At 60.6% G+C, this 21791-nt stretch carries 25 protein-coding genes; 4 read left to right on the top strand and 21 right to left on the bottom strand.

Annotated features, from left to right (window positions below; translation table 11 throughout):
• Window positions 1-9 precede the first annotated feature (9 nt).
• Window positions 10-1017: a glycosyltransferase family 2 protein gene (locus tag ACNKU3_RS16025; protein WP_418260520.1), complete on the bottom strand. Its 1008-nt coding sequence runs from the start codon at window positions 1015-1017 to the stop codon at window positions 10-12.
• Window positions 1018-1097: 80 nt separating this feature from the next.
• Between ACNKU3_RS16025 and ACNKU3_RS16020 the strand changes: the two genes are divergently transcribed.
• Window positions 1098-1958, top strand: a complete 861-nt coding sequence (locus ACNKU3_RS16020) for a glycosyltransferase (protein WP_418260519.1) — start codon at window positions 1098-1100, stop codon at window positions 1956-1958.
• 63 nt (window positions 1959-2021) lie between these two features.
• Here ACNKU3_RS16020 and ACNKU3_RS16015 read toward each other — a convergent pair whose 3' ends face one another.
• The 9 genes from ACNKU3_RS16015 to rfbF form a co-directional block, all read right to left on the bottom strand.
• Complete coding sequence (locus tag ACNKU3_RS16015; RefSeq protein WP_418260518.1) at window positions 2022-2921, bottom strand: glycosyltransferase family 2 protein; 900 nt, start codon at window positions 2919-2921, stop codon at window positions 2022-2024.
• On the bottom strand, window positions 2918-4411 hold the full coding sequence (locus ACNKU3_RS16010; protein ID WP_418260517.1) for a lipopolysaccharide biosynthesis protein: 1494 nt from the start codon (window positions 4409-4411) through the stop codon (window positions 2918-2920). The genes ACNKU3_RS16015 and ACNKU3_RS16010 overlap by 4 nt, the downstream gene beginning before the upstream one ends.
• A 94-nt stretch (window positions 4412-4505) precedes the next feature.
• Complete coding sequence (locus ACNKU3_RS16005; RefSeq protein ID WP_418260516.1) at window positions 4506-5261, bottom strand: cephalosporin hydroxylase family protein; 756 nt, start codon at window positions 5259-5261, stop codon at window positions 4506-4508.
• A gap of 45 nt (window positions 5262-5306) precedes the next feature.
• Window positions 5307-6371 carry a class I SAM-dependent methyltransferase gene (locus tag ACNKU3_RS16000; RefSeq protein WP_418260515.1) on the bottom strand — a complete coding sequence of 355 codons (1065 nt, stop codon included), beginning with the start codon at window positions 6369-6371 and terminating at the stop codon, window positions 5307-5309.
• Between the two features lie 10 nt (window positions 6372-6381).
• Complete coding sequence (locus ACNKU3_RS15995) at window positions 6382-7212, bottom strand: NAD-dependent epimerase/dehydratase family protein (RefSeq protein ID WP_418260514.1); 831 nt, start codon at window positions 7210-7212, stop codon at window positions 6382-6384.
• A complete protein-coding gene (locus ACNKU3_RS15990; protein WP_418260513.1) occupies window positions 7209-8432 on the bottom strand; it encodes a methyltransferase domain-containing protein in 1224 nt (407 codons plus the stop codon). Before ACNKU3_RS15990 ends, ACNKU3_RS15995 begins: the two co-directional genes overlap by 4 nt.
• Window positions 8429-8989, bottom strand: coding sequence for a dTDP-4-dehydrorhamnose 3,5-epimerase family protein (locus tag ACNKU3_RS15985; protein WP_418260512.1), 561 nt, complete (start codon window positions 8987-8989; stop codon window positions 8429-8431). Before ACNKU3_RS15985 ends, ACNKU3_RS15990 begins: the two co-directional genes overlap by 4 nt.
• Window positions 8986-10047: a CDP-glucose 4,6-dehydratase gene (gene rfbG / locus ACNKU3_RS15980; RefSeq protein WP_418260511.1), complete on the bottom strand. Its 1062-nt coding sequence runs from the start codon at window positions 10045-10047 to the stop codon at window positions 8986-8988. The genes ACNKU3_RS15985 and rfbG overlap by 4 nt, the downstream gene beginning before the upstream one ends.
• Window positions 10044-10814 carry a glucose-1-phosphate cytidylyltransferase gene (gene rfbF, locus ACNKU3_RS15975; RefSeq protein ID WP_418260510.1) on the bottom strand — a complete coding sequence of 257 codons (771 nt, stop codon included), beginning with the start codon at window positions 10812-10814 and terminating at the stop codon, window positions 10044-10046. Before rfbF ends, rfbG begins: the two co-directional genes overlap by 4 nt.
• 200 nt (window positions 10815-11014) lie before the next feature.
• On the opposite strand from rfbF, the gene xseB reads away from it, so the two are divergent.
• Window positions 11015-11230, top strand: coding sequence for an exodeoxyribonuclease VII small subunit (gene xseB, locus ACNKU3_RS15970; RefSeq protein ID WP_418260509.1), 216 nt, complete (start codon window positions 11015-11017; stop codon window positions 11228-11230).
• A 2-nt stretch (window positions 11231-11232) separates the two neighbouring features.
• Window positions 11233-12108, top strand: coding sequence for a polyprenyl synthetase family protein (locus tag ACNKU3_RS15965; RefSeq protein ID WP_418260508.1), 876 nt, complete (start codon window positions 11233-11235; stop codon window positions 12106-12108).
• 117 nt (window positions 12109-12225) lie between these two features.
• Here ACNKU3_RS15965 and ribA read toward each other — a convergent pair whose 3' ends face one another.
• Window positions 12226-12813, bottom strand: a complete 588-nt coding sequence (ribA, locus tag ACNKU3_RS15960) for a GTP cyclohydrolase II (RefSeq protein ID WP_418260507.1) — start codon at window positions 12811-12813, stop codon at window positions 12226-12228.
• Window positions 12814-13017: 204 nt separating this feature from the next.
• On the opposite strand from ribA, the gene ACNKU3_RS15955 reads away from it, so the two are divergent.
• Window positions 13018-13308, top strand: a complete 291-nt coding sequence (locus ACNKU3_RS15955; RefSeq protein ID WP_418260506.1) for a hypothetical protein — start codon at window positions 13018-13020, stop codon at window positions 13306-13308.
• Between the two features lie 69 nt (window positions 13309-13377).
• Here ACNKU3_RS15955 and ACNKU3_RS15950 read toward each other — a convergent pair whose 3' ends face one another.
• From ACNKU3_RS15950 to glyA, 10 genes are all read right to left on the bottom strand, one after another.
• A complete protein-coding gene (locus tag ACNKU3_RS15950) occupies window positions 13378-14034 on the bottom strand; it encodes a retropepsin-like aspartic protease family protein (protein WP_418260505.1) in 657 nt (218 codons plus the stop codon).
• Window positions 14034-14507 carry a phosphatidylglycerophosphatase A gene (locus ACNKU3_RS15945; RefSeq protein ID WP_418260504.1) on the bottom strand — a complete coding sequence of 158 codons (474 nt, stop codon included), beginning with the start codon at window positions 14505-14507 and terminating at the stop codon, window positions 14034-14036. Before ACNKU3_RS15945 ends, ACNKU3_RS15950 begins: the two co-directional genes overlap by 1 nt.
• Before the next feature lie 9 nt (window positions 14508-14516).
• Window positions 14517-15437 (bottom strand): thiamine-phosphate kinase, encoded by a 921-nt coding sequence (gene thiL, locus ACNKU3_RS15940; protein WP_418260503.1) that lies wholly within the window; start codon window positions 15435-15437, stop codon window positions 14517-14519.
• Window positions 15438-15446: 9 nt separating this feature from the next.
• Window positions 15447-15902 (bottom strand): transcription antitermination factor NusB, encoded by a 456-nt coding sequence (gene nusB / locus ACNKU3_RS15935; protein ID WP_418260502.1) that lies wholly within the window; start codon window positions 15900-15902, stop codon window positions 15447-15449.
• A gap of 11 nt (window positions 15903-15913) precedes the next feature.
• On the bottom strand, window positions 15914-16387 hold the full coding sequence (ribE, locus tag ACNKU3_RS15930; protein ID WP_418260501.1) for a 6,7-dimethyl-8-ribityllumazine synthase: 474 nt from the start codon (window positions 16385-16387) through the stop codon (window positions 15914-15916).
• Window positions 16388-16468: 81 nt separating this feature from the next.
• The gene (ribB, locus tag ACNKU3_RS15925) at window positions 16469-17572 is read right to left on the bottom strand and encodes a 3,4-dihydroxy-2-butanone-4-phosphate synthase (RefSeq protein ID WP_418260500.1); all 1104 of its coding nucleotides are present in this window, start codon (window positions 17570-17572) and stop codon (window positions 16469-16471) included.
• 43 nt (window positions 17573-17615) lie between these two features.
• Window positions 17616-18290: a riboflavin synthase gene (locus ACNKU3_RS15920; protein ID WP_418260499.1), complete on the bottom strand. Its 675-nt coding sequence runs from the start codon at window positions 18288-18290 to the stop codon at window positions 17616-17618.
• A gap of 97 nt (window positions 18291-18387) precedes the next feature.
• On the bottom strand, window positions 18388-19506 hold the full coding sequence (gene ribD / locus ACNKU3_RS15915) for a bifunctional diaminohydroxyphosphoribosylaminopyrimidine deaminase/5-amino-6-(5-phosphoribosylamino)uracil reductase RibD (protein WP_418260498.1): 1119 nt from the start codon (window positions 19504-19506) through the stop codon (window positions 18388-18390).
• 2 nt (window positions 19507-19508) lie between these two features.
• Window positions 19509-19976 carry a transcriptional regulator NrdR gene (gene nrdR / locus ACNKU3_RS15910; RefSeq protein WP_418260497.1) on the bottom strand — a complete coding sequence of 156 codons (468 nt, stop codon included), beginning with the start codon at window positions 19974-19976 and terminating at the stop codon, window positions 19509-19511.
• A 213-nt stretch (window positions 19977-20189) separates the two neighbouring features.
• On the bottom strand, window positions 20190-21452 hold the full coding sequence (glyA, locus tag ACNKU3_RS15905; RefSeq protein WP_418260496.1) for a serine hydroxymethyltransferase: 1263 nt from the start codon (window positions 21450-21452) through the stop codon (window positions 20190-20192).
• Between the last annotated feature and the right edge of the window lie 339 nt (window positions 21453-21791).

The raw sequence follows: 21791 nt of genomic DNA, 5'->3' as shown, positions 1-21791 counted from the left end.
TTCGCTGGACTATTTCCACTTGATGCGCTCGTAGTTTTTCATGCCAATTGTCAACTTCAAGAGGGTCAAAGCGACGATCGTCAACTTCGGGGAAAAGCCCACATCCTTTTTCATGGCCTGGAGGCAAACGTCGATGCCCTCTTTCCTTGCGTGGCGACGCAGCAGCCGATTTATCCTGTTGATGTCTTCTGCCAACGGATGTCGATTTAATTCAGCGAATATGTCGTCCCATCGCTTTTTGACGCTGTCCGACATGCCCAATTCCAGCTGATCCAGGTTCCCGCCTGATCTCTCCTTCGCCAACTCGTTGGCCAGGCGCAAGCTTGACTTTTGTTTGAGTATGTTGACGGACGACGTTATGGAACCAGGCAAATACCGATAGAAGTAGCAGATTTTCTGGAGGTTCATGAACCTGAACTTCTGGATCACCCTCATACCCCAGTCGTAGTCTTCTACACCGAATGCAAAAAACTCACGGTAACCGCCGACAGCCTCGTATACAGCCCGGGAGAACATGATACTGCCGTAGGAAATACTCTGGTCAATCCGCAGCTCGTTTTCGAGTATTACCGCCTGGTCCCGTGGATAGATTTTTTCTTCCTGGACATTACCTTCCGGGTCGACAAAGCTGATGCCGGTGCCACAGGCATCGAGGTGGTGCTCCCGAATAAAAGCCAACTGCGCTTCGAGCCGGTCCGCGGAGGACCAGTCGTCCGCATCCTGGAAGCAGATAAAGTCGCCTGTCGCCTGAGCCATGAGCTTGTTGGCCGTCCGCAAATACCCCAGGTTCTGGTCGTTGTGGCAGCGACGAATCCTGGGATCGGAATAGGCGTCGATGACGGCCCGGGTTCTATCTGTCGACGCATCGTCGGCAACCAGGAGCTCTATGCTGGAATAGCTTTGGCCGAGTATCGAATCGATCGCTTCGCCCACATAGCTTTCGCAGTTATAGGCCGCGAGCACCACGCTGATCAGTTCCTGCTCCCGGGGCTCCTCATTTTTCTCGACAAAGTTCACTCTGCTATTCCAATTCGATCGGCAAGGAATACACTGGCGACTGGATTATCTGCGCCCGGAATACAGTCGGAGCAACGACAGTGGAAGAAGACTCTCCAAAGGTGAGCATATACATTCCCACCCGAAACCGGGCCGAGCTTGCGCGCAGAGCGGTGCTGTCCGTACTGGATCAAACATACCAAAACCTGGAAATCTTTGTAGTAAACGACGGCTCGACCGATAATACACAAGCGGTGTTGGAGTGTCTCTCGCAAAGCGACGATAGGATAAATCTTCTGCGCAACGAGACCAGCAGCGGGGCTCCGGCCTGCAGGAACCGTGCGATCCGGGCCGCTTCAGGCCAGTACATAACAGGGCTGGATGACGACGACTATTTCACCAAGTGCCGAATCGAGGATTTTGTTAAAAACCGCCATCTCCTTAGCACTGGCATCGTCGGCCTGACTACCAGCAGGCTGCAAAAAGTGTCAGAGACAAGGTTCATCAGGATCGACTCCGGCCCGACCATTACCCGGGATATGCTGTTTATCAGGAACTTTATCGGCTCGCAGGTATTTTGCCGGAAGGCGGATTTACTCGACGCCGGGCTGTTCGACGAAAAAATGCCCGCATGGCAGGATCTGGAATTGTTCCTGCGATTGCTGAAAAAGGGAAACGTGGCGTCACTGGACAACGAGAGCTACATCATAGACACAAGCCACGAGTCGGAACGCATCTCCACCAGCAAAGCCGGGGCGATCGAAAGGGCCTATGAGATTATTCTCGCATCCGGGGAGCTGACAAAAACCCAGGGCCTGAGGCTGAAGGCCCAGTTGCAGGCGTATGGGTGCCTGTCCGAGGGACAGGTATTCGCAGTAATCTGCCAACTCGCGGCGCGAGGGGACTTCATTGCCGCGAGGTCCAACCTTGTAAGGATGGCGCGGCGAATACTCCCGGCCTGAATAAACTCCGACAGTAGAAAGCCGGTTGGCCCGGTTTGCGGGCCGGGCGCGAAACCCCAGCCGCTATCGCCGACCACCCAGCCGCTTAACCGCTGAACGCAAGGTCCTTTTCATCGGTCGATACCAGCGGAACAGCCGCGGCGCCAACAGGCAGAACCTGAGTTTGTCCGATAACTTCAATTCTTCGGACCTGAGCACGAGCGCTATGTGCTTCCATATCAGCAGCAACAGCGGGTCGTACCACGCCTCGTTGTAGATTCCGCCCTCGACCCGACGGTTATGAATCTCCTCACTGGACTCCCACCTGGCTTCCCTGCGGTATATGCCCACGATATCGAGCGCACGGATCTCCCCGTACAGCGCTGTTGCGGCCAGTTGGAGGTTGTCCGGGCCTATGACCCTCTCGAAGGGAAGGCGCCTGGCGATGGGGGTTCGGAAGACGCCATGGATATTCGTGCAATATTTCAGGCCGCGCACGACAATCGCCAGGCGCTCCACGGGAGACGCCACACCGGCCGAGTCGATGGCGGAACATGCATCGCGGCCAATAACTTCGCCATCCCTGCCGATAAATACCGCATCGCGCGGATAGGCCATTACTGCAGCGGGATTTCGCTCCAGGCAGTCGACTGCCGCTGCCAGGTAATCCTCGGAAAAAACGTCGTGCCCACCCATCCAGACAAAATACTTCGTCTCGATCATGCCCAGACAAAATTTGAAGTTCTCTACGGCACCGATGTTTTGTGCGTGCCGTATCACCTTCACCCGCGCGTCCCTGGCCTGGCACTCCTGGGCGATACTGTACGTCTGGTCGGTCGAGCAGTTGTCGCAGACCATGATTTGCAGGTCTGACAGGCGTTGTGCCAGCAGGGAGCCCAGGGCCTCGCGCAAAAACTCCTGCTCGTTGAAGACGGGTATTGCTACCGTGACTAACGGCATTGCACTGGCCCCTTCGCCGCTCATCCGCCGGACCTGATCGCCGCTAAGACGCGTGCGCGGATTCGCGTGGCCCCGGAAAGACTAGCCGTGGTCACCACTACGATCGCAGTAACGATGTACGCTATCTCCCACCACATCGAGTCGCCCGCGGGAAACCAGAAATACAAGACTAGGGCGGCCAGGGCCCCGGGCAGTAGCGGCCGCAGGATGTCATCCCGGTACCATGTCCATCTCTCGGCCTTCAGCATCCTCGCATACATGTATTGCACCGAAACCAGCAGGTAGCCCGTGTTCAGCAAGATCCAGATACTGGCCGCCCCGCTCGCACCGAAATGGGGAACAACCAGGACAAGCGCAGGAACCAGCACAAGCACAGACACCAAGTTGACTCGCAACGCATATCCGGTCCAGCCGTAGGCCAGTTGGGCGTAATAGGGAATGGTCATCAGCCCGTTCAGGACATTCCCGATGACCAGCAGGCATACCAGTAGGTAAGAGCGCTCGGTCAGCACGTCATCCTGTGTCCAGAGCTCGAGTATCGGCCTTGCACAGATCACCATAACCAGCCCGAAGCTTCCAACCAGTACGCTGACCAGTTGGGCGCCTTCGTGGTATGCGCGTACGAATCCCTCTGAATTTTCAGCCTGGTACAACTCGACCAGCCTTGGGTACCACGCGTTTGCAATCGGCGACACGAATGACCGGAGACCGCTGGCGACGATAAACGCCAGCGTGTAATAACCGTATTCGGAAAGGGGAAGCATTTTGGAAAGAATCAGCTTGTCCATCTGGGTCAGCAGGAGACTCAGGAAAGTAATACCGAACATACCGGCCGCGTATTTCCTGACGCTGTGCAGCGCTTCGAGGGAGAATCGTCCGGCCCGCTCCGCCTGCGGCAAATTTGCATAGGTCAGGCGCGACATGACCAACAGGTTGGCGAGCACGACCAACGCCTGCCATATAAAAAATGCATGCAGCGTCGGCGACAGGAATACCAGCACACAAACCGAGCCAACACCGCGAAGCGTGGACGACACGATGTCCACGGTGTTCAACAAGACCTGTCGCTGCATTCCCGTCAGGCAACCGCGATAAAACGCATTGATGAACTGCAGGGATGTGATACATCCCATGATCGCAAAAGACTGGGCGACGACATCCTGCTCCAGCTCGACGGTCGTCACCCAATCGATGGCCAGCCAGTCCGACACACAAAATATCGCCGTGGAGATGAGCACCGCGATCAGCAGGACGATGGCCTCGAAACTGCGCAGCAAGTCCCTTATGTAGCTACCGGCAATACCGCCGCCCTTCAGTCGGCCCATTTCCCGGATCATCGTCGGCGATATCCCGAGGTCCAGCAGAGCCAGCCAGGCCTGCAGAACCGCATACAGGCCGATAAGCCCGTACGACTCGATTCCCAGGTACTTGATGTAGATGGGTACGAACGCGATACCCATCAGGATGGACCATCCGCGCCCGATGAAGTTGGCTGTCAGGTTATGTTTCAGCATTTGTCTTCATACGGGCTGTAGCAACCATGATGACAGCTGACAGGCATCACAGGGCTTCCTCGCATCGCGCGGGATTTTCCCGGAGCGATGCGTACTACCGCACTCGCTTCAGGTAGCCGTCAGGCGCCACGCTCAGCATCAGTTTCTGGTGAATGGTCTTGTCGATTTCAAAATCAGTATTATTTTCGAGGAATTCGTAAACCGCTGTCTTCGGGTTATCACCGGGCCCCCACGGACGGTCGGGAAACAGCGACTTGGGCATGTCCTCGACAACCGTATCAAAAACGACACAGTAACTTCCCACCGTGGTCAGGGGAGAGTAGATTTCCAACTCCGCCGCGACATGCTCGTGGGTGTGATTGGAGTCCAGGCAAACCAGGATTCGCTTGTACGGCGCAGCAAACTCCCGCACCTTCACCGCCACCGCTTCATCGATACTCGACCCCTCGATCATCTCGATACGCGAGGACATCGGGTGGCTTTCGATAGCCGTCCTGTTATGGGAGCGTATATCGATATCGATCCCAAGGACTTTTCGCCCCGAGTTTGCCGGGTCGAGCACCCGGCCTTCTTCCAGTGCATCACACAGGTCGAGCAGCGCCAGCATCGACGCGTTCATCACCAGCGAGCCACCGTGAGCGATCCCCGTCTCGATGATCAGGTCCGGCCGCACTTCCCAGATGATTTCCTGCATGGCGACCATGTCCTGCGGGAACTGGATTATCGGTCGGCCCAGGCTGGTGAAGTGATATGAGTACTTGTAACTGGACAGATGATTGAACAGCCTGCTCGCCTCAACTGCCAGCAACTGGTCCTTTACCATACTTTCCAGGGCTTCTGGCTCGATCACTGGTTTCTCCTGATTAGTCTGGCCGGATCGCCGATCAGAACTGAATTATCCGCAGTCCACTCCCACGTACCGAAAGGCCCCGGATGACATCATTTTAATCTCTTCAAGGTAGTTGGTGTTCATGACAAACACCGTCGAACCCTTTTCAACTGACATCAACATCGTCTCCGGCGACACCACGGGAAGGCCCGATGCCGGCAGATATTTTCCCTGCTTTTCAGGATTTATGTCGACCACAAACTGGATTTTTCTACCCAGTCGCTGCATCAGCAGAGAGAATATTACCCCCTTGGAGGAACCGCCCCAGACGATAGCCGACCCGCTCGCATCAAATTCCGGGCGACTCTTCCAACTGGAAAACGAAGCTGGAATCTCGACCGAATCGGCGACATCGAAGACCGGTGGCCGCAACGATGTCAGGTCGGCGACGACATAAAGGTACTGGCCACCGAAGCTCACGCCGGAATCGATTACCGTGCCAAACATGCGATGAAAATCCGACAGGCGAAAGTAGTTGACGTGCTCGTAGAAAATATCGAACCAGGCCCCGTGGCGAATGATCCAGTCGAAACACGGCACTTCGATATAGATACGCGTTGGCTTACTGACGGAATCCCTCAACTCGCGCAGGAATTGATAGGGAGATGCAATGTGTTCGAGTACATGCCGCAGGATGAACCCGGAGGCACCGGCGCCGTCCGCTGCAGTGAAATTTCGCTTGCTGACAAGCGGATTATCGCCCTCGTACGTCGGATCATATCCCCGCACCCCAAACCCGACCTGCTGGAGCATTTCCAAGAAATAGGCTTTCCCGCAGCCGATCTCGACCAGGCTGCTCTTCCCCATCTTCCGCTTGGTAAGATCTTTCACGAATTCCAGGTGAGCGCGAAACGCAGGACTCAGCGCCTGCTCGTTCTGGTACTCCGCGTCATAGACCATCGCCTCGGGCTGAAAAGCGGCGTTGAAAACCAGCCCGGTCTCCTGGCACTCAACTAGAACCACATCCCCCCTAGGACATGAGACCGCATCCTCGGGGGATGCATAGACACGATTTTGGAACAGCGGCAAGGACTCCTCCCTGTACACTTCCCTGTAAGCACGCGTGCCCATGCAGATTATCCTATCTCTTCCCTACGATGACTGGAGGCTCTACGGAGTCGGGCAATGGCGGGGCAAATTGCAGCAGTTCACGGCATTGATATTCGCTGGCGATGGATTCAGCCAGCTCCCCGATTGAGGTAGCCTTTCCCGAGCAGACATTGATCGCACCAGTCAAATCACTATCGGCGGCATCCATGATCATTTCCCCTGCAACAGCCACGTCCAGATAGTCTCTTACCAGTCCGGAATTGCGGATCACTGCCGACTTGCCTAGGGAAAACTGCTTGCGTAAATAGGGAACCAGACGGCGCTCATCCTCGCCTTCACCATAGAGGTAAAACAGCCTGCACCAGAGGAACTCCACGCCCATCTGGTCGAAAAATGTCGACAGAGCCAGATAGGTCGCTGCCTTGCAACCGGCGTACACGCTCGCGGGAAGCAGCGGCGTATCACTGCCCAGTTCACCGCAAGAGACATCGTACTCTAGGCAGGAGCCGATACCGACGAACCGGCGGACTCCCGCCGCCTGGGCACCTTTTGCGAATCGCAGTGTTCCCTCGAGGCATTCGACATTCAGGGGCGAATGGAGGTATTCACCCGGCGCGGCAAACCAGGCCGGGTGTATGACAGTATCCACCCCGTCACAGGCTTCCCGCCACCACTGCCCGGATTCCTGGAACAGGTCGTCGGTGTACACTACCGATACCGCAGCGTCTCCGACAACATCCGCCCCAGGTCCGTCATTCCTGCGCAGGACCAGCCTGACCTCCATGTTCCGCTGAAGTGCCAGACGATAGAGTTGTCGGCCGACAAATCCCGTCGCGCCAGTCAGCAGAACCGGACCGTTCACAGGAACTTCAACTCCGGCACAGCCGTGAAAAACTGCACGTCCTGCTCAACCAGGCCAGCGTTCTGCTGCACGATTTCGTCGGAGATGTTCCAGGGCATGACCATCACGTAGTCGGGCTTCTCCTGCAGCAGTTTATCCGGTGGAAAAATGGGAATGTGGCTGCCGGGAAGGAATTTCCCCTGTTTGGGCGGGGCGGCATCACATACAAACTCGAGCAGATCGGGCCTCACCCCGGCATAGTTCAGCAAGGTATTACCCTTGGCGGCGGCACCATAGGCGGCGACTTTTTTCCCTTCGCGTGCGGACCGGATGAGAAACTCCAGCAGCGAGTTCTTGATACGATCGACGCGAGGCTGGAATGACCGGTATGTTGCCTCCTCTTCCAACCCGGCAGCGGTCTCGGCAGCCAGCAGGGAAGCTACAGCAGCCTCTTGCCGGCGCGAGCTCTCCTGGTGACAGGCAAAGACGCGAAGGCTCCCACCGTGGGAGCTCACCTGCTCGACGTCGTAGATGCGCAAGCCGACCCCTGCAAATATCCGGGAGACGGCAGTCAGCGAGAGATAGGAGAAATGCTCATGGTAGACGGTATCGAACTGGGTATGCTCGATCAGGTTGGACAAATGCGGGAACTCGATCGTTACGCAGCCCTCGGCGGCCAGCACAACCTTCAGCCCGCGACAGAAATCCACGATATCAGGTACGTGCGCCAGGACATTGTTTGCAATGACCAGGTCCGCAGCCCTGCCCTCTTCCCTCAGTCTTGCGGCAAGTCTCTCACCGAAAAACTCCCGTAATACGGGGATGCCCAGGGCCTGCGCGGCTTCTGCAGTACTCTGCGTCGGTTCAATGCCAAGACATGGAATCCCCGCCGCCACCATGTTCCTGAGAAGATAACCGTCGTTCGACGCCACCTCGACGACAAAACTGTCGGAGGTCAGTCCCAGCGCGGGAATGATCTGCCGGCAATAGCGCTGGGCATGCTCCAGCCAGGTCGAGGAAGTGCTGGAAAAGTAGGCGTAGTCACTGCTGAACAGCTCCTCTGCATCAGCGTAATCCTCGGTCTGCACCAGCCAGCAGTGCGTACACGTCCAGACCCTGAGCGGGTAGTATTTCTCCGGGCGATTCAGGTCGCTTGCAGACAGGTAGGCATTGGATGGAGGCGCAAACCCGAGATCGAGAAACTTGAGTGTCAATTCGGCTGAACAGGCCCGGCACTTCATGAATTATCACCTTCTGCGGGCGCGCCGATTTCCGGGTGGCTGGAGTCGCGCTCTGACATCACGGTGATGTCGACCGGCCAGTTTATTGATAGCCGCCTGTCGAGGGGGTTCAGTCCGTCCTCGAATTCCGGGGCGTAGGCTTTCGAGTGACAGTAGATCAACTCGACATCGTCTGTCAGTGTCTGGAAACCGTGGGCGAAACCAGCCGGGAGCAGAAGGGCATTGTTTCGCTCGGCGCAGAGCAGCACACCATACCAGTCAAGGTAGGTAGCGGAGTCCTGCCGCAAATCCACTGCGACATCCCACACCTGGCCACGCAGTACACTGACGAGTTTGGCGTCTGCATACGGCTCTCGCTGGAAATGCATTCCACGCACGGTGCCGAGCCTCGCGGTATAGGTATGGTTCACCTGGGCGACCGGCCCGGGCCAGCCGAAGCCTGCCAGCTCATCCGAACAGAACACCCTTTGCAAATACCCCCGCTCATCACCTATTTTTTGCCGGGTGAGCTCCATCAGCCCACTCAGCGGCAGTTCCCTTGAAACGAAACGACTCATGCTTGCATCGTGTAGGAGTGGATATCGTGCATGCACAACTCGCGCGCCTGCAAACCGTCGTGCTGCTTCCTGTACCAGGAGAGCGTCTTTTCCAGCGCCTGGGGCAGTGACCAGGCAGGCGTGACACCCAGGTCCTGCGCCGCCCTGGAGCTGTCCAGCTGCAGCCAGGATGCCTCAGCCAGCTTATCCTCTCCGGCGCTGTAGACTGCCTCCGCTCCCGGCCACAGGCCGCGACCCATTTCAACAAACTCGGAAACACTGACTGCCGACGCAGTTTCCGGGCCAAAATTGTAGGCATGGTGTTGCGCCGCTCCCTGCCACGTCGCTTCAGCCAGTCGCAGGTATGCTGACAAGGGCTCGAGAACGTGCTGCCAGGGTCGCACTGCCCGGGGGTATCGTATCGACAGGGCCTGTCCAGCCTGCCAGGCGCGAACCATGTCCGGTACCAGCCTGTCCTCGGCCCAATCGCCACCGCCGATGACATTCCCCGCCCTGGCGGTTACGACGTCAACTCCTCTCTTCCGGAAAAAGGAATCCCGATAGCTCGCGGCCACCAGTTCGCATGCTGCCTTGCTGGCACTGTAAGGGTCATGGCCACCCAGCGGGTCGTCCTCCCGAAACGGCTGCGCTGCAGACAGGTTTCGATAGACCTTGTCGGTAGTCACAATGACTACCGATCTCAAACTATCCAATGGCTTGAGGCTTTCCAGCAGGTTTACTGTGCCCATCACGTTGACGGCGAAGGTTTCTGCGGCAAGTTCGTAGCTGGCCCGCACCAGTGGCTGGGCCGCCATGTGGATGACTATCTCGGGCTGGCAGGCGGCTGCGAGCTCTTGCAATCGATGCGAATCGCGAATGTCTGCGATATGGCTGGTACAGGCGCTCTCAAGCTGTGCCAGGGAGAACAGGTTTGGCTCGCCAACCGGTGCGAGGCTTATTCCGCTGACTTTTGCTCCCAATTCACTGAGCCACAACGTCAGCCAGGAACCCTTGAAACCCGTGTGTCCTGTCAGCAGGACGCGCTTGTCCCGCCAGAACACGGGATCGGGGATACTCACCAGGTCTTCCACGGCGCTTTATTGGAGAGCCAGAGATCCTCCAGCATATTTTTATCCCGCAGTGTGTCCATTGGCTGCCAGAAGCCGCGGTGCTCGTAGGCCATCAATTGGCCATTGGAGGAGAGTTCCCGCAGGGGCTGCCCTTCCCAGCTGGACTTGTCGCCGTCTATAAAGTCGAGGCACTTCGGGGAGAGCACAAAAAAGCCGCCGTTGATGAGGCCGCCATCCCCCCTGGGTTTTTCGGTAAAGCCGGCCACTGTGTCGCCGTCCAATTCCAGGGCCCCATACCGCCCCGGGGGGGACACTGCAGTCACCGACGCAAGCCGGCCGTGGTCCGCGTGAAATTTCAGCAGTGCGCCTATGTCGACGTCGCTGACGCCGTCTCCATAGGTGAAGCAAAACGCTTCCTCGTCGAGGATGTACTGCTGGACGCGCTTCAGGCGCCCGCCGGTCAGGGTGTCCTCGCCGGTATCCACCAGCGTGACGCGCCAGGGCTCGACATTCTGCTGGTGCACCTGCATCTCATTGTTGACCATGTCGAACGTGACATCGGACATGTGCAGGAAATAGTTGGCGAAGTACTCCTTGATGACATAGCCCTTGTACCCGCAACAGACCACGAAGTCGTTTACGCCGTGGGCCGAGTACATTTTCATGATGTGCCAGAGAATCGGCTTGCCGCCGATCTCGATCATGGGCTTTGGCCGGAGGTGCGTTTCCTCACTCAATCGAGTGCCCAGCCCCCCCGCCAGGATTACTGCCTTCATAGACGATTCTTGCTTTATGGAAATGGTCTCAGACTGCCGGGATGATAACAGCTCACAACACATGTACGGCAGAAAATCTACTGGAAAGGCGAGAATACCGGTATTCGCGATTGCGCAAACCCCATATCGGGCACGTTCATCCGGGCGCTGGTATACTTGCCGTCCACTGAACTGCCACCGCCATATCCAGGGTCATCCGCATGAAAACTCCAGCAGACAGTCTCGCCGCCAAGATCCAGCAAATCGAGAAACTGGTTGCCGGGCTGGAGTCCCAGGACCAGTCGCTGGAAGAGTCCCTGGTCAGTTTCGAAGAGGGGATAAAACTGATAAGGGCCGCCCAGGAAGACCTGGCGAAGGCCGAGCAACGGGTACAGATGCTGACCGAAACCGGCACAACCGATGATAGCGCCAGCTGAGCATGAACGACGCTCTCGCTACATTTCTGCAGGAATGCCGGCGCCGGGTCGCCAGCCACCTGGAGGTCGGCCCCGCATACCCGAATGCCTTGGAAGACATTTGCGCATTCGCCCTGGGTGACACCGGTAAGCGGATAAGGCCGGTACTGGCGATCACTGCCGCTGCGGCGGTGTCGGACAATGCCGCCAGCGTATCGCAGCCCGCCGCGGCTCTCGAGCTTATCCACACCTACTCCCTAATCCACGACGACCTCCCCGCCATGGACGACGACGACATGCGCAGGGGCCGTCCCTCCCTCCACAAGGCCTTCGACGAAGCCACCGCCATCCTCGTCGGCGACGGTCTGCAGGCCCGGGCCTTCGAGTTGATCGCCGATGCGCCGGACCTCTCTGCCGAACAAAAAGTCCGTATGATCAAGGTGTTAGCGGAGGCTTCGGGTTTTGCGGGCATGGTCGGCGGGCAGTATATCGATATCCAGGCGACCAACTCGGACATGAGCCTCGAGGACCTCAAGGCCATGCACGAGATGAAAACCGGGGCCCTGATTCGCGCCTCCCTGGCGCTGGGAGGCATTGCCGCCAACGCCTCGGAGGAGCAACTCGCGGCACTGGACAGCTATGGCCGGCACATTGGCCTGGCCTTCCAGGTGGTCGACGACATTCTCGATGTGGAAGGGGATTCGGCCACCCTCGGCAAGACTGCCGGCAAGGACCACGAGGCCAACAAGCCCACCTATGTGAGGTTGTTGGGACTGGAAGGGGCCAAGGCGGAGGCCCGGAACCTGCTCGAACAGGCGCTGGCGGCGCTGGAAGGTTTCGGGGATTCCGCGGACCACTTGCGGGAGTTGGCGCGCTATATCGTGGAGCGGGATCGCTAGCTTACTGGCACTCCCGCAAAGTGCGATCCGCTATCGGCTTTATCGCTTAGGCCCGGCACCAGGATAATCAACACTGGACCACGCTCTTAGCCTTAGAGGGCGGCTTCCGGGTATTTGTTACTCGAACAAATGCCCCAACTTGGCACCCTTGGTCTGCAAATACTTCTCATTGTGCGGATTGCTGTGGGTATGCAACGGAATCCGCTCCACCACATCCACTCCCAATTCCTTTAGCGCCTGCACTTTGCGCGGGTTATTGGTCATGATCCGCAGCCGGTGGGTACCCAGGTGCTCGATCATCGGCTTGAGGATGCTGTAATCGCGCATATCGGCGCCGAAACCCAGCTGTTCGTTGGCTTCCACGGTATCCGCGCCGGCGTCCTGCAGTTTGTAGGCGCGAATCTTGTTGAGCAGGCCAATGCCGCGGCCTTCCTGGCGCAGGTAGAAGATGGCGCCGCGGCCTTCCTTTGATATGGCTTCCATGGCGGCCTGCAACTGGTTGCCGCAGTCGCAGCGCATGCTGAACAGGGCGTCGCCGGTCAGGCACTCGGAGTGGATGCGCGCCAGCACGGGCTCGCCATTGCCGACATCGCCCATGGTCAGGACCACGTGCTCCTTGTTGGCCTCGGCGTCCTCAAAGCCGTGCATCACGAAATCACCCCAGGCAGTGGGAAGTCGTGAAGATTCTACGTAGCGTACCGTCAATGGAAGTTCATCCGTACAGGGGGCGCGTATTCTAACAGCTTATACGCGCCTGGGGCGAGCCGGGGAAACGAAGCGTCCAGCCAGGCCAAACCGGGTGACAAAAAGGGTGGAGATGGCAACCAGGATTGGGCAGGAACGGTCGGTTCTGACGTTCCAAATTGACCACTTCGCCACTATCTTGCCCAAAGGTGAAAGGGGAGTATCATGGCTGAGTACGCATTCGATACGCTGCATCACGCACGCAGCCTCAAGGCAGCGGGCGTACCGGAGCAGCAGGCAGAGGTTCACGCGGAACTGATGGGTAAGGCATTCGCATACATCACCGGCGAGCTGGTAACCCGGGATTACCTGGATATGCAGCTTGCCAAACTCGAAGCCAGGCAGGACACCCATTTTGCCGAGTTACGCGCCCAGTTGCGCATGCACAACTGGATCTTTGCCGTCCTCACCGCAGCAATCGTCCTGCCCACCATCCGGGATTTCCTCGTACCCTGAAGCCCGCCCCACCGCTTGGGCAACCAGCTTCGCCGCAATGCATCGCTTTCCTGGAGCAAACCTGCCCCCTTAGCGCTGCTGCGAAAGCGTCATAATCCCTTGATTTTCCTCGATTTTTACATGCCGCAGGTAAGTCATACCAAGGAGGATATCGGTGGGAAAACTGCCCGCGAGAACCGCCGCCTCGACATTATTGACGACAATACCGCCAATATTCACTGCCCGCAGATTGACTCGCCAGGCATCCGCAACCCCGGAGGCGGTCTCCACCTTTTGCGGTATGGCGTCTTTCAGGTTGATGCCGAGGCGTTTGGCGTGGCCCTTGTTCATCGCCACCAGGTTGGCGCCGGTATCCACCAGCACGGGAATTTGCCGGCCGTTGATCTGGGCCGTGGTGTGGTATTGCAGTCGCGCGTTGCGCGGGATATCCACGCTCAGCGTTTCGGCTTCGACGTAGTTGGACACCACACGGCTGGACAAGCCGAGCACCTGCCGCTGGCCATCCACTTCCAGGGTGGCGATCTGCGATCGGGCGGAGATCAGCTTGACCCCGCCGAAGCTGTCGCCCTCCTTGAGCATCTTGCGCTGGCCGTCAATCATGATGACAGCGGCGCCGGGCATCAGGCCTTCAACCGTAATTCGTGGCGCGGCGAGGGCCTGGGCCGCCAGCATCGACAACGCCATCGCACTCACCAGGCGGCCGAAACGTGCCAGCTGGCGCCGCATCACAGCAACCACCAGTGTGCGGCGTGCAGGCAAATTCCGGCAAATACGCCTGCAACGACATCATCCAGCATAATTCCCAACCCTCCGTGCACACGTCTATCAAGGTAACCGATGGGCCACGGCTTGACGATATCAAACAGGCGGAACAGCACGAAACCGGCAAGCACCCAGGGCCAGGCCACGGGCAGTCCCCAGAGGGCGATCCAGAGCCCGACAAACTCATCCCAGACAATGCCGCCGTGGTCGTGCACACCGAGCTCATCGCTGGCGCGCTGGCATATCCAGACACCCGCCAGCAACGCCACCAGTACAGCCACCGTGTAGCCGGGCAGGCCCAACTTGGCGAGCAACCAGTACAGGGGCAACGCGGCGACCGTGCCAGCAGTGCCGGGCGCCTTCGGACTGAGCCCGCTGCCGAAGCCGAAAGCCAGGAACTGGACCGGGGATGTGAACGGGGTGGGTTGTCGAGTCATATCAGTCGCTCAGAAATGCTCGTAGCCACGCGCGAATACCGCATCCAGCCCGGTTTCCACACCGCTGCCGCTGACCACTTCACCCACCTGGAAGCAACCCTCGGGCAGGGTTTCAGCGGACGGCAAGGCAAAGCAGAGCTCGTAGTCATCCCCGCCAGTCAGCGCCCAGCGCAGGGCCTGTTGCTGATCCGGGTGCTGGCGCAATGCATTGGACAACGGCACGGCCTGCGGGTCGATGCGCAGCCCCACACCGCTGGCGGCGGCAATATGCCCCGCATCCGCCAGCAGGCCATCGGAGATATCGATGCAAGCCGAGGCCCTGCCCAGCAGCTCCCGGCCGAGCGCCAGACGCGCCCGGGGGCGGTTGTAGCGCTCCAGGATATCCTCGGCGATGGCGGGGTCGGGCCGCCATTCGCCCTCCATTATATGCAGCGCGGCGGCGGCGTCGCCCAGCGGGCCGGAGACACACAGCCGGTCGCCAACCCGGGCGCCCTCGCGCAGCAGGGCCTGCTCCAGCGGTAGCGCCCCCAGCACCTGCACACAGATGGCAAGCGGCCCCTTCGTGGTATCACCGCCCACCAGCGGTAGTTGGTATTCACTTACAGCCTGGGCGACGCCCTCGCTGAAGGAGTGCAGGAACAGTTCGTCAGCTTCCGGCAGGGTCAGGGCGATGGTCATCCCGAGGGGGCGCGCGCCCATGGCGGCGAGGTCGGACGCCGCGGCGGACACCGCCCGGAAGGCGAGGTCCTCGGGGAACATGTCGTCGGGAAAGTGCACGCCCTCGACCATCGTATCCACCGAGGTCGCCAGGCGTTCGCCGGGTTCCAGGCGCAGGATGGCGCAGTCGTCGCCAACAGAGAGGTCTACCCCCGGACCGCGGCCGAGGGCGGAGAAGTAGCGGTAGATGAGGTCGAATTCACCGAGGGACATGGGTCCGGGTCAGCCGGGTTCGGCCCCCACTTCCAGCGCGCGCAGCTGCCGTGCGGCCTTGTCCAGCACGCCGTTGATGTACTTGTGGCCATCGGTCGCACCAAACTTCCTGGCCAGTGCCACCGCCTCGTTGATTACCACCTTGTAGGGCACATCGATGCGCTCCTTCAGTTCGAAGGTACCCATGCGCAGCAGGGTGCGCTCGATCGGGTCGAGGTCGCTGAGCTTGCGGTCCAGCAGGGGTTCGAACAGGGCTTCGAGTTCGTCGACCTGGGTGGGCACGCCGTGCAGCAGGGCCTGGAAATAGTCGAGGTCGACATTGGCGAAGTCATAATCGGAGCGGAACTCGGCCTCGATATTGTTCAGCGGCGCCTCGGCCATGTACCACTGGTACAGGGCCTGCATCGCATAGTGACGGGCCTTGCGGCGCTCCGCGGCGAAGTTGTTGGGTGCAGTTTTTGCCATGGGAACGCCGCTTACGCCAGTTTTTCCAGCAGGCTGACCATTTCCAGCGCGGACATGGCGGCTTCCTCGCCCTTGTTACCCGCCTTGGTGCCGGAACGCTCAACCGCCTGTTCGATGGTGTCCACGGTGAGAACCCCGAAGGCCACCGGGATACCGTATTCCATGCTCACGGAAGACAGGCCCTTGGTGCACTCACCCGCCACGTACTCGAAGTGCGGGGTGCCGCCGCGAATCACCGCGCCGAGGGCGATAATGGCGTCGGCCTCGCCCTGCTGGGCGACTTTCTTGCACACCAGCGGAATCTCGAAGGCGCCGGGGGCGCGCACGATCGTGAGCTGGCTCTTGCTCACGCCGTGGCGGCGCAGGCAGTCGATGGCCCCTTCCAGCAGGTGCTCGACGACGAAGCTGTTCCAGCGGCCGACAACGATGGTGTACTTGCCTTTCGTGCCGGTGAAATCACCTTCGATGGTTTTAATGTCGGTCATTCCTTTCTCCTAAATGGGGTGGTCTACGGGGGTCAGAGCCCTTTTTTGCAAGCAAAAAAGGGCTCTGACCCCCTCCCCGTACTACGCGTTGACGAATTCCAGCACCTCCAGCCCGAAGCCGGAGATGGCATTGTACTTGATGGGCGCACCCATCAAATGGATTTTTCCCACCCCGAGGTCGCGCAGGATCTGCGAACCCAGGCCGACCGAAGTGTAGATATCCGGGGAGCTCTGGGTCGCGGCGTCGGCCGTTCCCAGCGCCATGTCGATACTGCCCAGCAGGCGCTCGTCGCTCTCGTCCCGGGCCAGCAGGACGATCACGCCACGCTCCGCCTCGGCCACCGCCTGCAGGCAGCGGCTCAGGTTCCAGCTCTCGCGCCCCGCCACTTCGGTCAGGCACAGGTCGCGCAGTGTGGACTGCACGTGCACCCGCACCAGGGTGGGTTCCTCCGCGCTGATGCTGCCGCGGCTCAGCGCGATGTGCACGCCCTTTTCGTTGGCGTCGCGGTAGGCGGTCATCTGGAAGGGGCCGAACGCGGTGTTGATCTCTCCCTCCCGGACCCGCTCGATAGTGCGCTCATTGACCATGCGGAAGTGAATGAGGTCCGCGATGGTGCCGATCTTCAGGCTGTGCTCCGCGGCGAAGTCCGCCAGCGACTGGCCCTCGGCCAGGGTGCCTTCGGGGGTCAGGATATCCGCGATCACCGCCGCCGGCAGCAGCCCGGCCAGGCGGGCGTAATCGGTTGCCGCCTCGGTGTGGCCGGCGCGGGTCAGCACACCGCCGGGGACGCAGGCCAGCGGGAATATGTGGCCGGGCTGGACGATGTCCGCCGGTACCGCGTGGGGGGCCACCGCCGCCTGCACGGTGAGCGCGCGGTCCGCCGCGGAGATCCCGGTATCGATGCCCTCTGCCGCTTCGATGGACAGGGTGAAATTGGACTTCTCGCCCATCGCCACGTCCACCATCGGAGGCAGGTCGAGTTGCCGGCAGCGCTCCTCGGTGAGGGTCAGACAGACCAGGCCGCGGGCCTTGCGCGCCATGAAATTGACGTGGCCGGCATCGCAGTGCTCGGCGGCCACCATCACCACGCCCTGGTTGAGATCTTCGGTATGGTCGTCGACCAGCACCACCATGCGCCCCTGGCGCAGGTCGGAAATCAGTTCATCGACGGTGTTGACTTGCATATGCTTACCCTGGTCCCGGTCCGCCCGCGGGCGGAGCCGGCTCTTACTTGAATTTGCCACCGCCGAGAAAACCGTTCTCGGCGAGCGTGTCGAGTGAAAGCCCCTGCGAACCGGGCTGCGCCGCGGCGTCGCCCAGCATCAGGCGCTCCAGGTAGCGGGCGATCAGGTCAACCTCCAGGTTCACGCGGGTGCCGGGGCGGTACTCGCTGAACACGGTCTCCTCCATGGTCTGGGGGATGATGTTGAGGTCGAACTCTGCGCCGTTGACCGCGTTGACCGTCAGGCTGGTGCCGTCCACGGTTATGCTGCCCTTGTGCGCGATATAGCGCGCCAGCGCATCCGGCGCGCGCAGCACGAAGCGGATGGAGCGGGCGTCCTTGTGCAGGCTGACCACTTCACCCACGCCGTCGACGTGCCCGGACACGATGTGCCCGCCGAGGCGGCTGGCGGGGGTCAGGGACTTTTCCAGGTTGACCGGCGAGCCCAGGCCCAGCGCGCCCAACGTGGTGAAATTCAGCGTTTCCACCGACACATCAGCCCAGTAGCCGTCCCCGGGCAGTTCGGTCACGGTCAGGCAGACGCCGTTGGTGCAGATGCTGTCACCGAGGGCGACATCGCCGAGGTCCAGCTTGCCGGTGCGGATGCGCAGGCGCAGGTCACCGCCCGAGGGCTGCAGGGCCGCTACCTCGCCGATGGCCTGGACTATTCCTGTGAACATAATGATTTCCGCTTTAATGGGGTCAGAGCCCTTTTTTGCCTTGCACCTTAATGGGGTCAGAGCCCTTTTTTGCCAGCAAAAAAGGGCTCTGACCCCATTAAGAACGTACAGGCACCGCAGTAATACGCCAGTCCTGCCCGAGCCGTCGCAGGTCCTCGATGCGCAGCGGCACCTTGTCCGCCATCGCCGAAATAGGCAAATCCAGCAGCGGCAGCGCACGGCTGCCCATCAGGACGGGCGCCATATAGACGATCAGCTCATCGAGCAGGCCCGCCTGCAGTAGGGCACCGGCCAGACGGGGGCCGCATTCTACCAGAATTTCGTTGCAATGCCGCGCCGCCAGTGCATCCATCAGGGCCGCCAGGTCGAGGCCCTGATCGCCCCGTGGCAGCGGCAACAACCGGGCGCCGGCGTCCCGCAGGGCAGCGGGTACCGATGCTTCCTCTGCGTGGCACACCAGGGTGGGCGCGGCGCCGTCCAGGACCTTTGCCGTCGGCGGCACCTGCAGGCGCGAATCCAGCACCACCCGCAGGGGCTGGTGCTGTGCAGCCAGCCGCGACTCCGCCGGGGTCAAACCCAGTTCATCGGCGCGCACCGTCAGCGAGCAATCATCGGCCAGCACGGTGCCGATGCCGGTGACCACGGCGCTGCTGGCGGCCCGCAGCCGCTGCACGTCGCGGCGCGCGGCCGAACCGGTAATCCACTGACTCTCGCCGGAGGCCATCGCCGTGCGCCCGTCCAGGGAGGAGGCCAGTTTCACCCGCACCCGGCCGCGGCCGCGCTGCATGCGGGCAATGAAGCCGGCAATCTCGGCCCGCGCCTCCTCCGCCATCAGCCCGCTGTGCACGCTTATCCCCGCCGCCGCCAGGCGGCGCAGGCCATCCCCCGCCACCTGCGGGTTGGGATCTTCGGTCGCGGCAATCACGCGACGGATGCCGGCGCCGATCAGGGCGTCGGCGCAGGGACCGGTCCGGCCGTGGTGGGAGCAGGGCTCGAGGGTGACATAAGCGGTGGCGCCAGCGGCATCGCCGGCAGCGTTCAGCGCCTCGATTTCCGCGTGGTTACCGCCAGCGGGCTGGGTATAGCCCTCGCCGATCACCTCGCCATCGCGCACCAGCACACAGCCGACATGGGGGTTGGGCTTGGCCGAGTAGCGCCCGCGACGCGCCAGTTGCAGCGCGCGGGCCATCATCCGGGTGTCAAATTCCGCCGCCACGCTCAACTCTCGACGCGGGGTTCTTCTTCCAGCGACTCAATCGCGCGACGGAATTCATCCACATCCTCGAAGTTCTTGTACACCGAGGCGAAGCGGACGTAGGCCACCTTGTCCAGCTTCTTGAGGTTCTCCATCACCAGTTCACCGAGTACCCGGGAGCCGACTTCCCGCTCGCCCATGGCGCGCAGGACGTGCTTGATCTGCTGGATTACCGCTTCGATGGCCTCCACCGAGACCGGCCGCTTTTCCAGCGCGCGCTGGAAGCCCGCCCGCAGCTTGTCCTCGTTGAAAGGCTCGCGGTTGCCGTTCTGTTTGATGATCCGCGGCATCACCAGTTCGGCGACTTCGTAGGTGGTGAATCGCTCGCTGCAACTCAGGCACTCGCGGCGGCGGCGAACCTGGTCGCCCTCGGCAACCAGCCGCGAGTCGATCACCTTGGTATCCTCGGCGGCACAAAATGGGCAGTGCATGGCCAACCCCTATAGTTAAGTGGCTGAACTTTAACACAATTCCCGAACACAGGCGGACATTTGATCAGCCTTTTCCACACATCGGCAGACGCCCGAAATGCACGCACAGGGGCACCCGGCAGCAAGCGCGTGCAGGCGGTTACCGGGGAGCGAAACCCCGGCCACAAAAAAGGCCGCGTCAGCGGCCTTTTTTACTTCACCCGGAGGCAGCGATCAGGCGTAAACCGGGAAGCGCTTGCAGATATCCAGCACTTTAGCCTTCACCGCAGGAATCACCTGCTCGGCATTGCCGTTTTCCAGCGATTCCAGCACGTCACACATCCAGTGGGTCAGCTCGATGGTTTCGGCTTCGCCAAAACCGCGGGTGGTAATGGCCGGGGTGCCGACGCGCAGGCCGGAAGTGACGAAGGGCGAGCGCGGGTCGTTGGGGACCGCGTTCTTGTTGACCGTGATGTAGGCGTCGCCGAGGGCGGCGTCCGCGTCCTTGCCGGTGTAGGGCTTGCCGATCAGGTCCACCAGCATCAGGTGGTTCTCGGTGCCGCCGGAGACGATCTTGATGCCGCGCTCGATGAAGGTAGCAGCCATCACCTTGGCGTTCTTTACCACCTGCTTCTGGTACTCGACGAATTCCGGTTCCGCGGCTTCCTTGAAGGATACCGCCTTGGCCGCAATCACGTGCATCAGCGGGCCGCCCTGCCCGCCGGGGAATACAGCGGAGTTGAATTTCTTCTCCAGCTCCTCGTTGGCACGGGCGAGGATGATGCCGCCGCGGGGGCCGCGCAGGGTCTTGTGGGTGGTGGAGGTCACTACGTCCGCGAAGGGTACCGGGTTGGGGTAGACACCTGCAGCGACCAGGCCTGCGACATGGGCCATGTCGACCATGAGGTAGGCGCCGACCATGTCCGCGATTTCGCGGAAGCGGGCCCAGTCGACAATGCCGGAATAGGCGGAGAAGCCGGCGACGATCATCTTCGGCTTGTGCTCCAGGGCCAGGGCTTCCACCTGGGCGTAGTCGATCTCGCCGGTTTCCGCGTTCAGGCCGTACTGCACGGAGTTGTAGACCTTGCCGGAGAAGTTCGGCTTGGCGCCGTGGGTCAGGTGGCCACCGGCGTCCAGGCTCATGCCCAGCACGGTGTCACCGGGCTGCAGCAGGGCCAGGTAGACCGCACTGTTGGCCTGGGAGCCGGAGTGCGGCTGGACATTGGCGTAAGCGGCGCCGAACAGGGCCTTGGCGCGCTCGATGGCCAGTTCCTCGGCCTTGTCGACGTATTCACAGCCGCCGTAGTAACGCTTGCCCGGGTAGCCTTCCGCATACTTGTTGGTCAGCGCGGTGCCCTGCGCCTGCATGACCCGGGGGCTGCAATAGTTCTCGGAGGCGATCAGTTCGATGTGCTCCTCCTGGCGGCGCTCTTCCTCGCCGATCGCGGCGAAGATCTCGTCATCGAAACCCTGGATGGTCATGCTTTTGTCGAACATGGTGAACTCCCGGCAGTGCGGGCCCTGGGGCCCCGTTTGGAAAGCGGCGGATTTTACAGAAAAAGCACCTCCGGCTAAAGCTGCAATATGGCCATCTGACTACCGGCTCTGAATCTTGCTGCGGGGGTAGGGTGCGGGGCGGAAACCGTGCGGCGACAGGACGTCGCCGCCCGAGTCTGCAAACGGACGTGCGCTTTTTGGCGTGTTTCCGCAGGCAGGTTCCGTCTCGCGCCCGGCGGTCCTACCTCCGTCACAGCCAGACTACCAGTAACTTATCTATCCGAGGGGTGCCCCCGCTACCGGCCTGGACACCACACCCGGCGCCCCGAAAACCGCAAA

It is taken from the genome of Haliea sp. E17 (genome assembly GCF_048323675.1).
Taxonomy (GTDB): Bacteria; Pseudomonadota; Gammaproteobacteria; order Pseudomonadales; family Halieaceae; genus Mangrovimicrobium.
The sequence above is the reverse complement of the archived record's forward strand: the minus strand, read 5'-3'. Positions and strand labels throughout refer to the sequence as shown.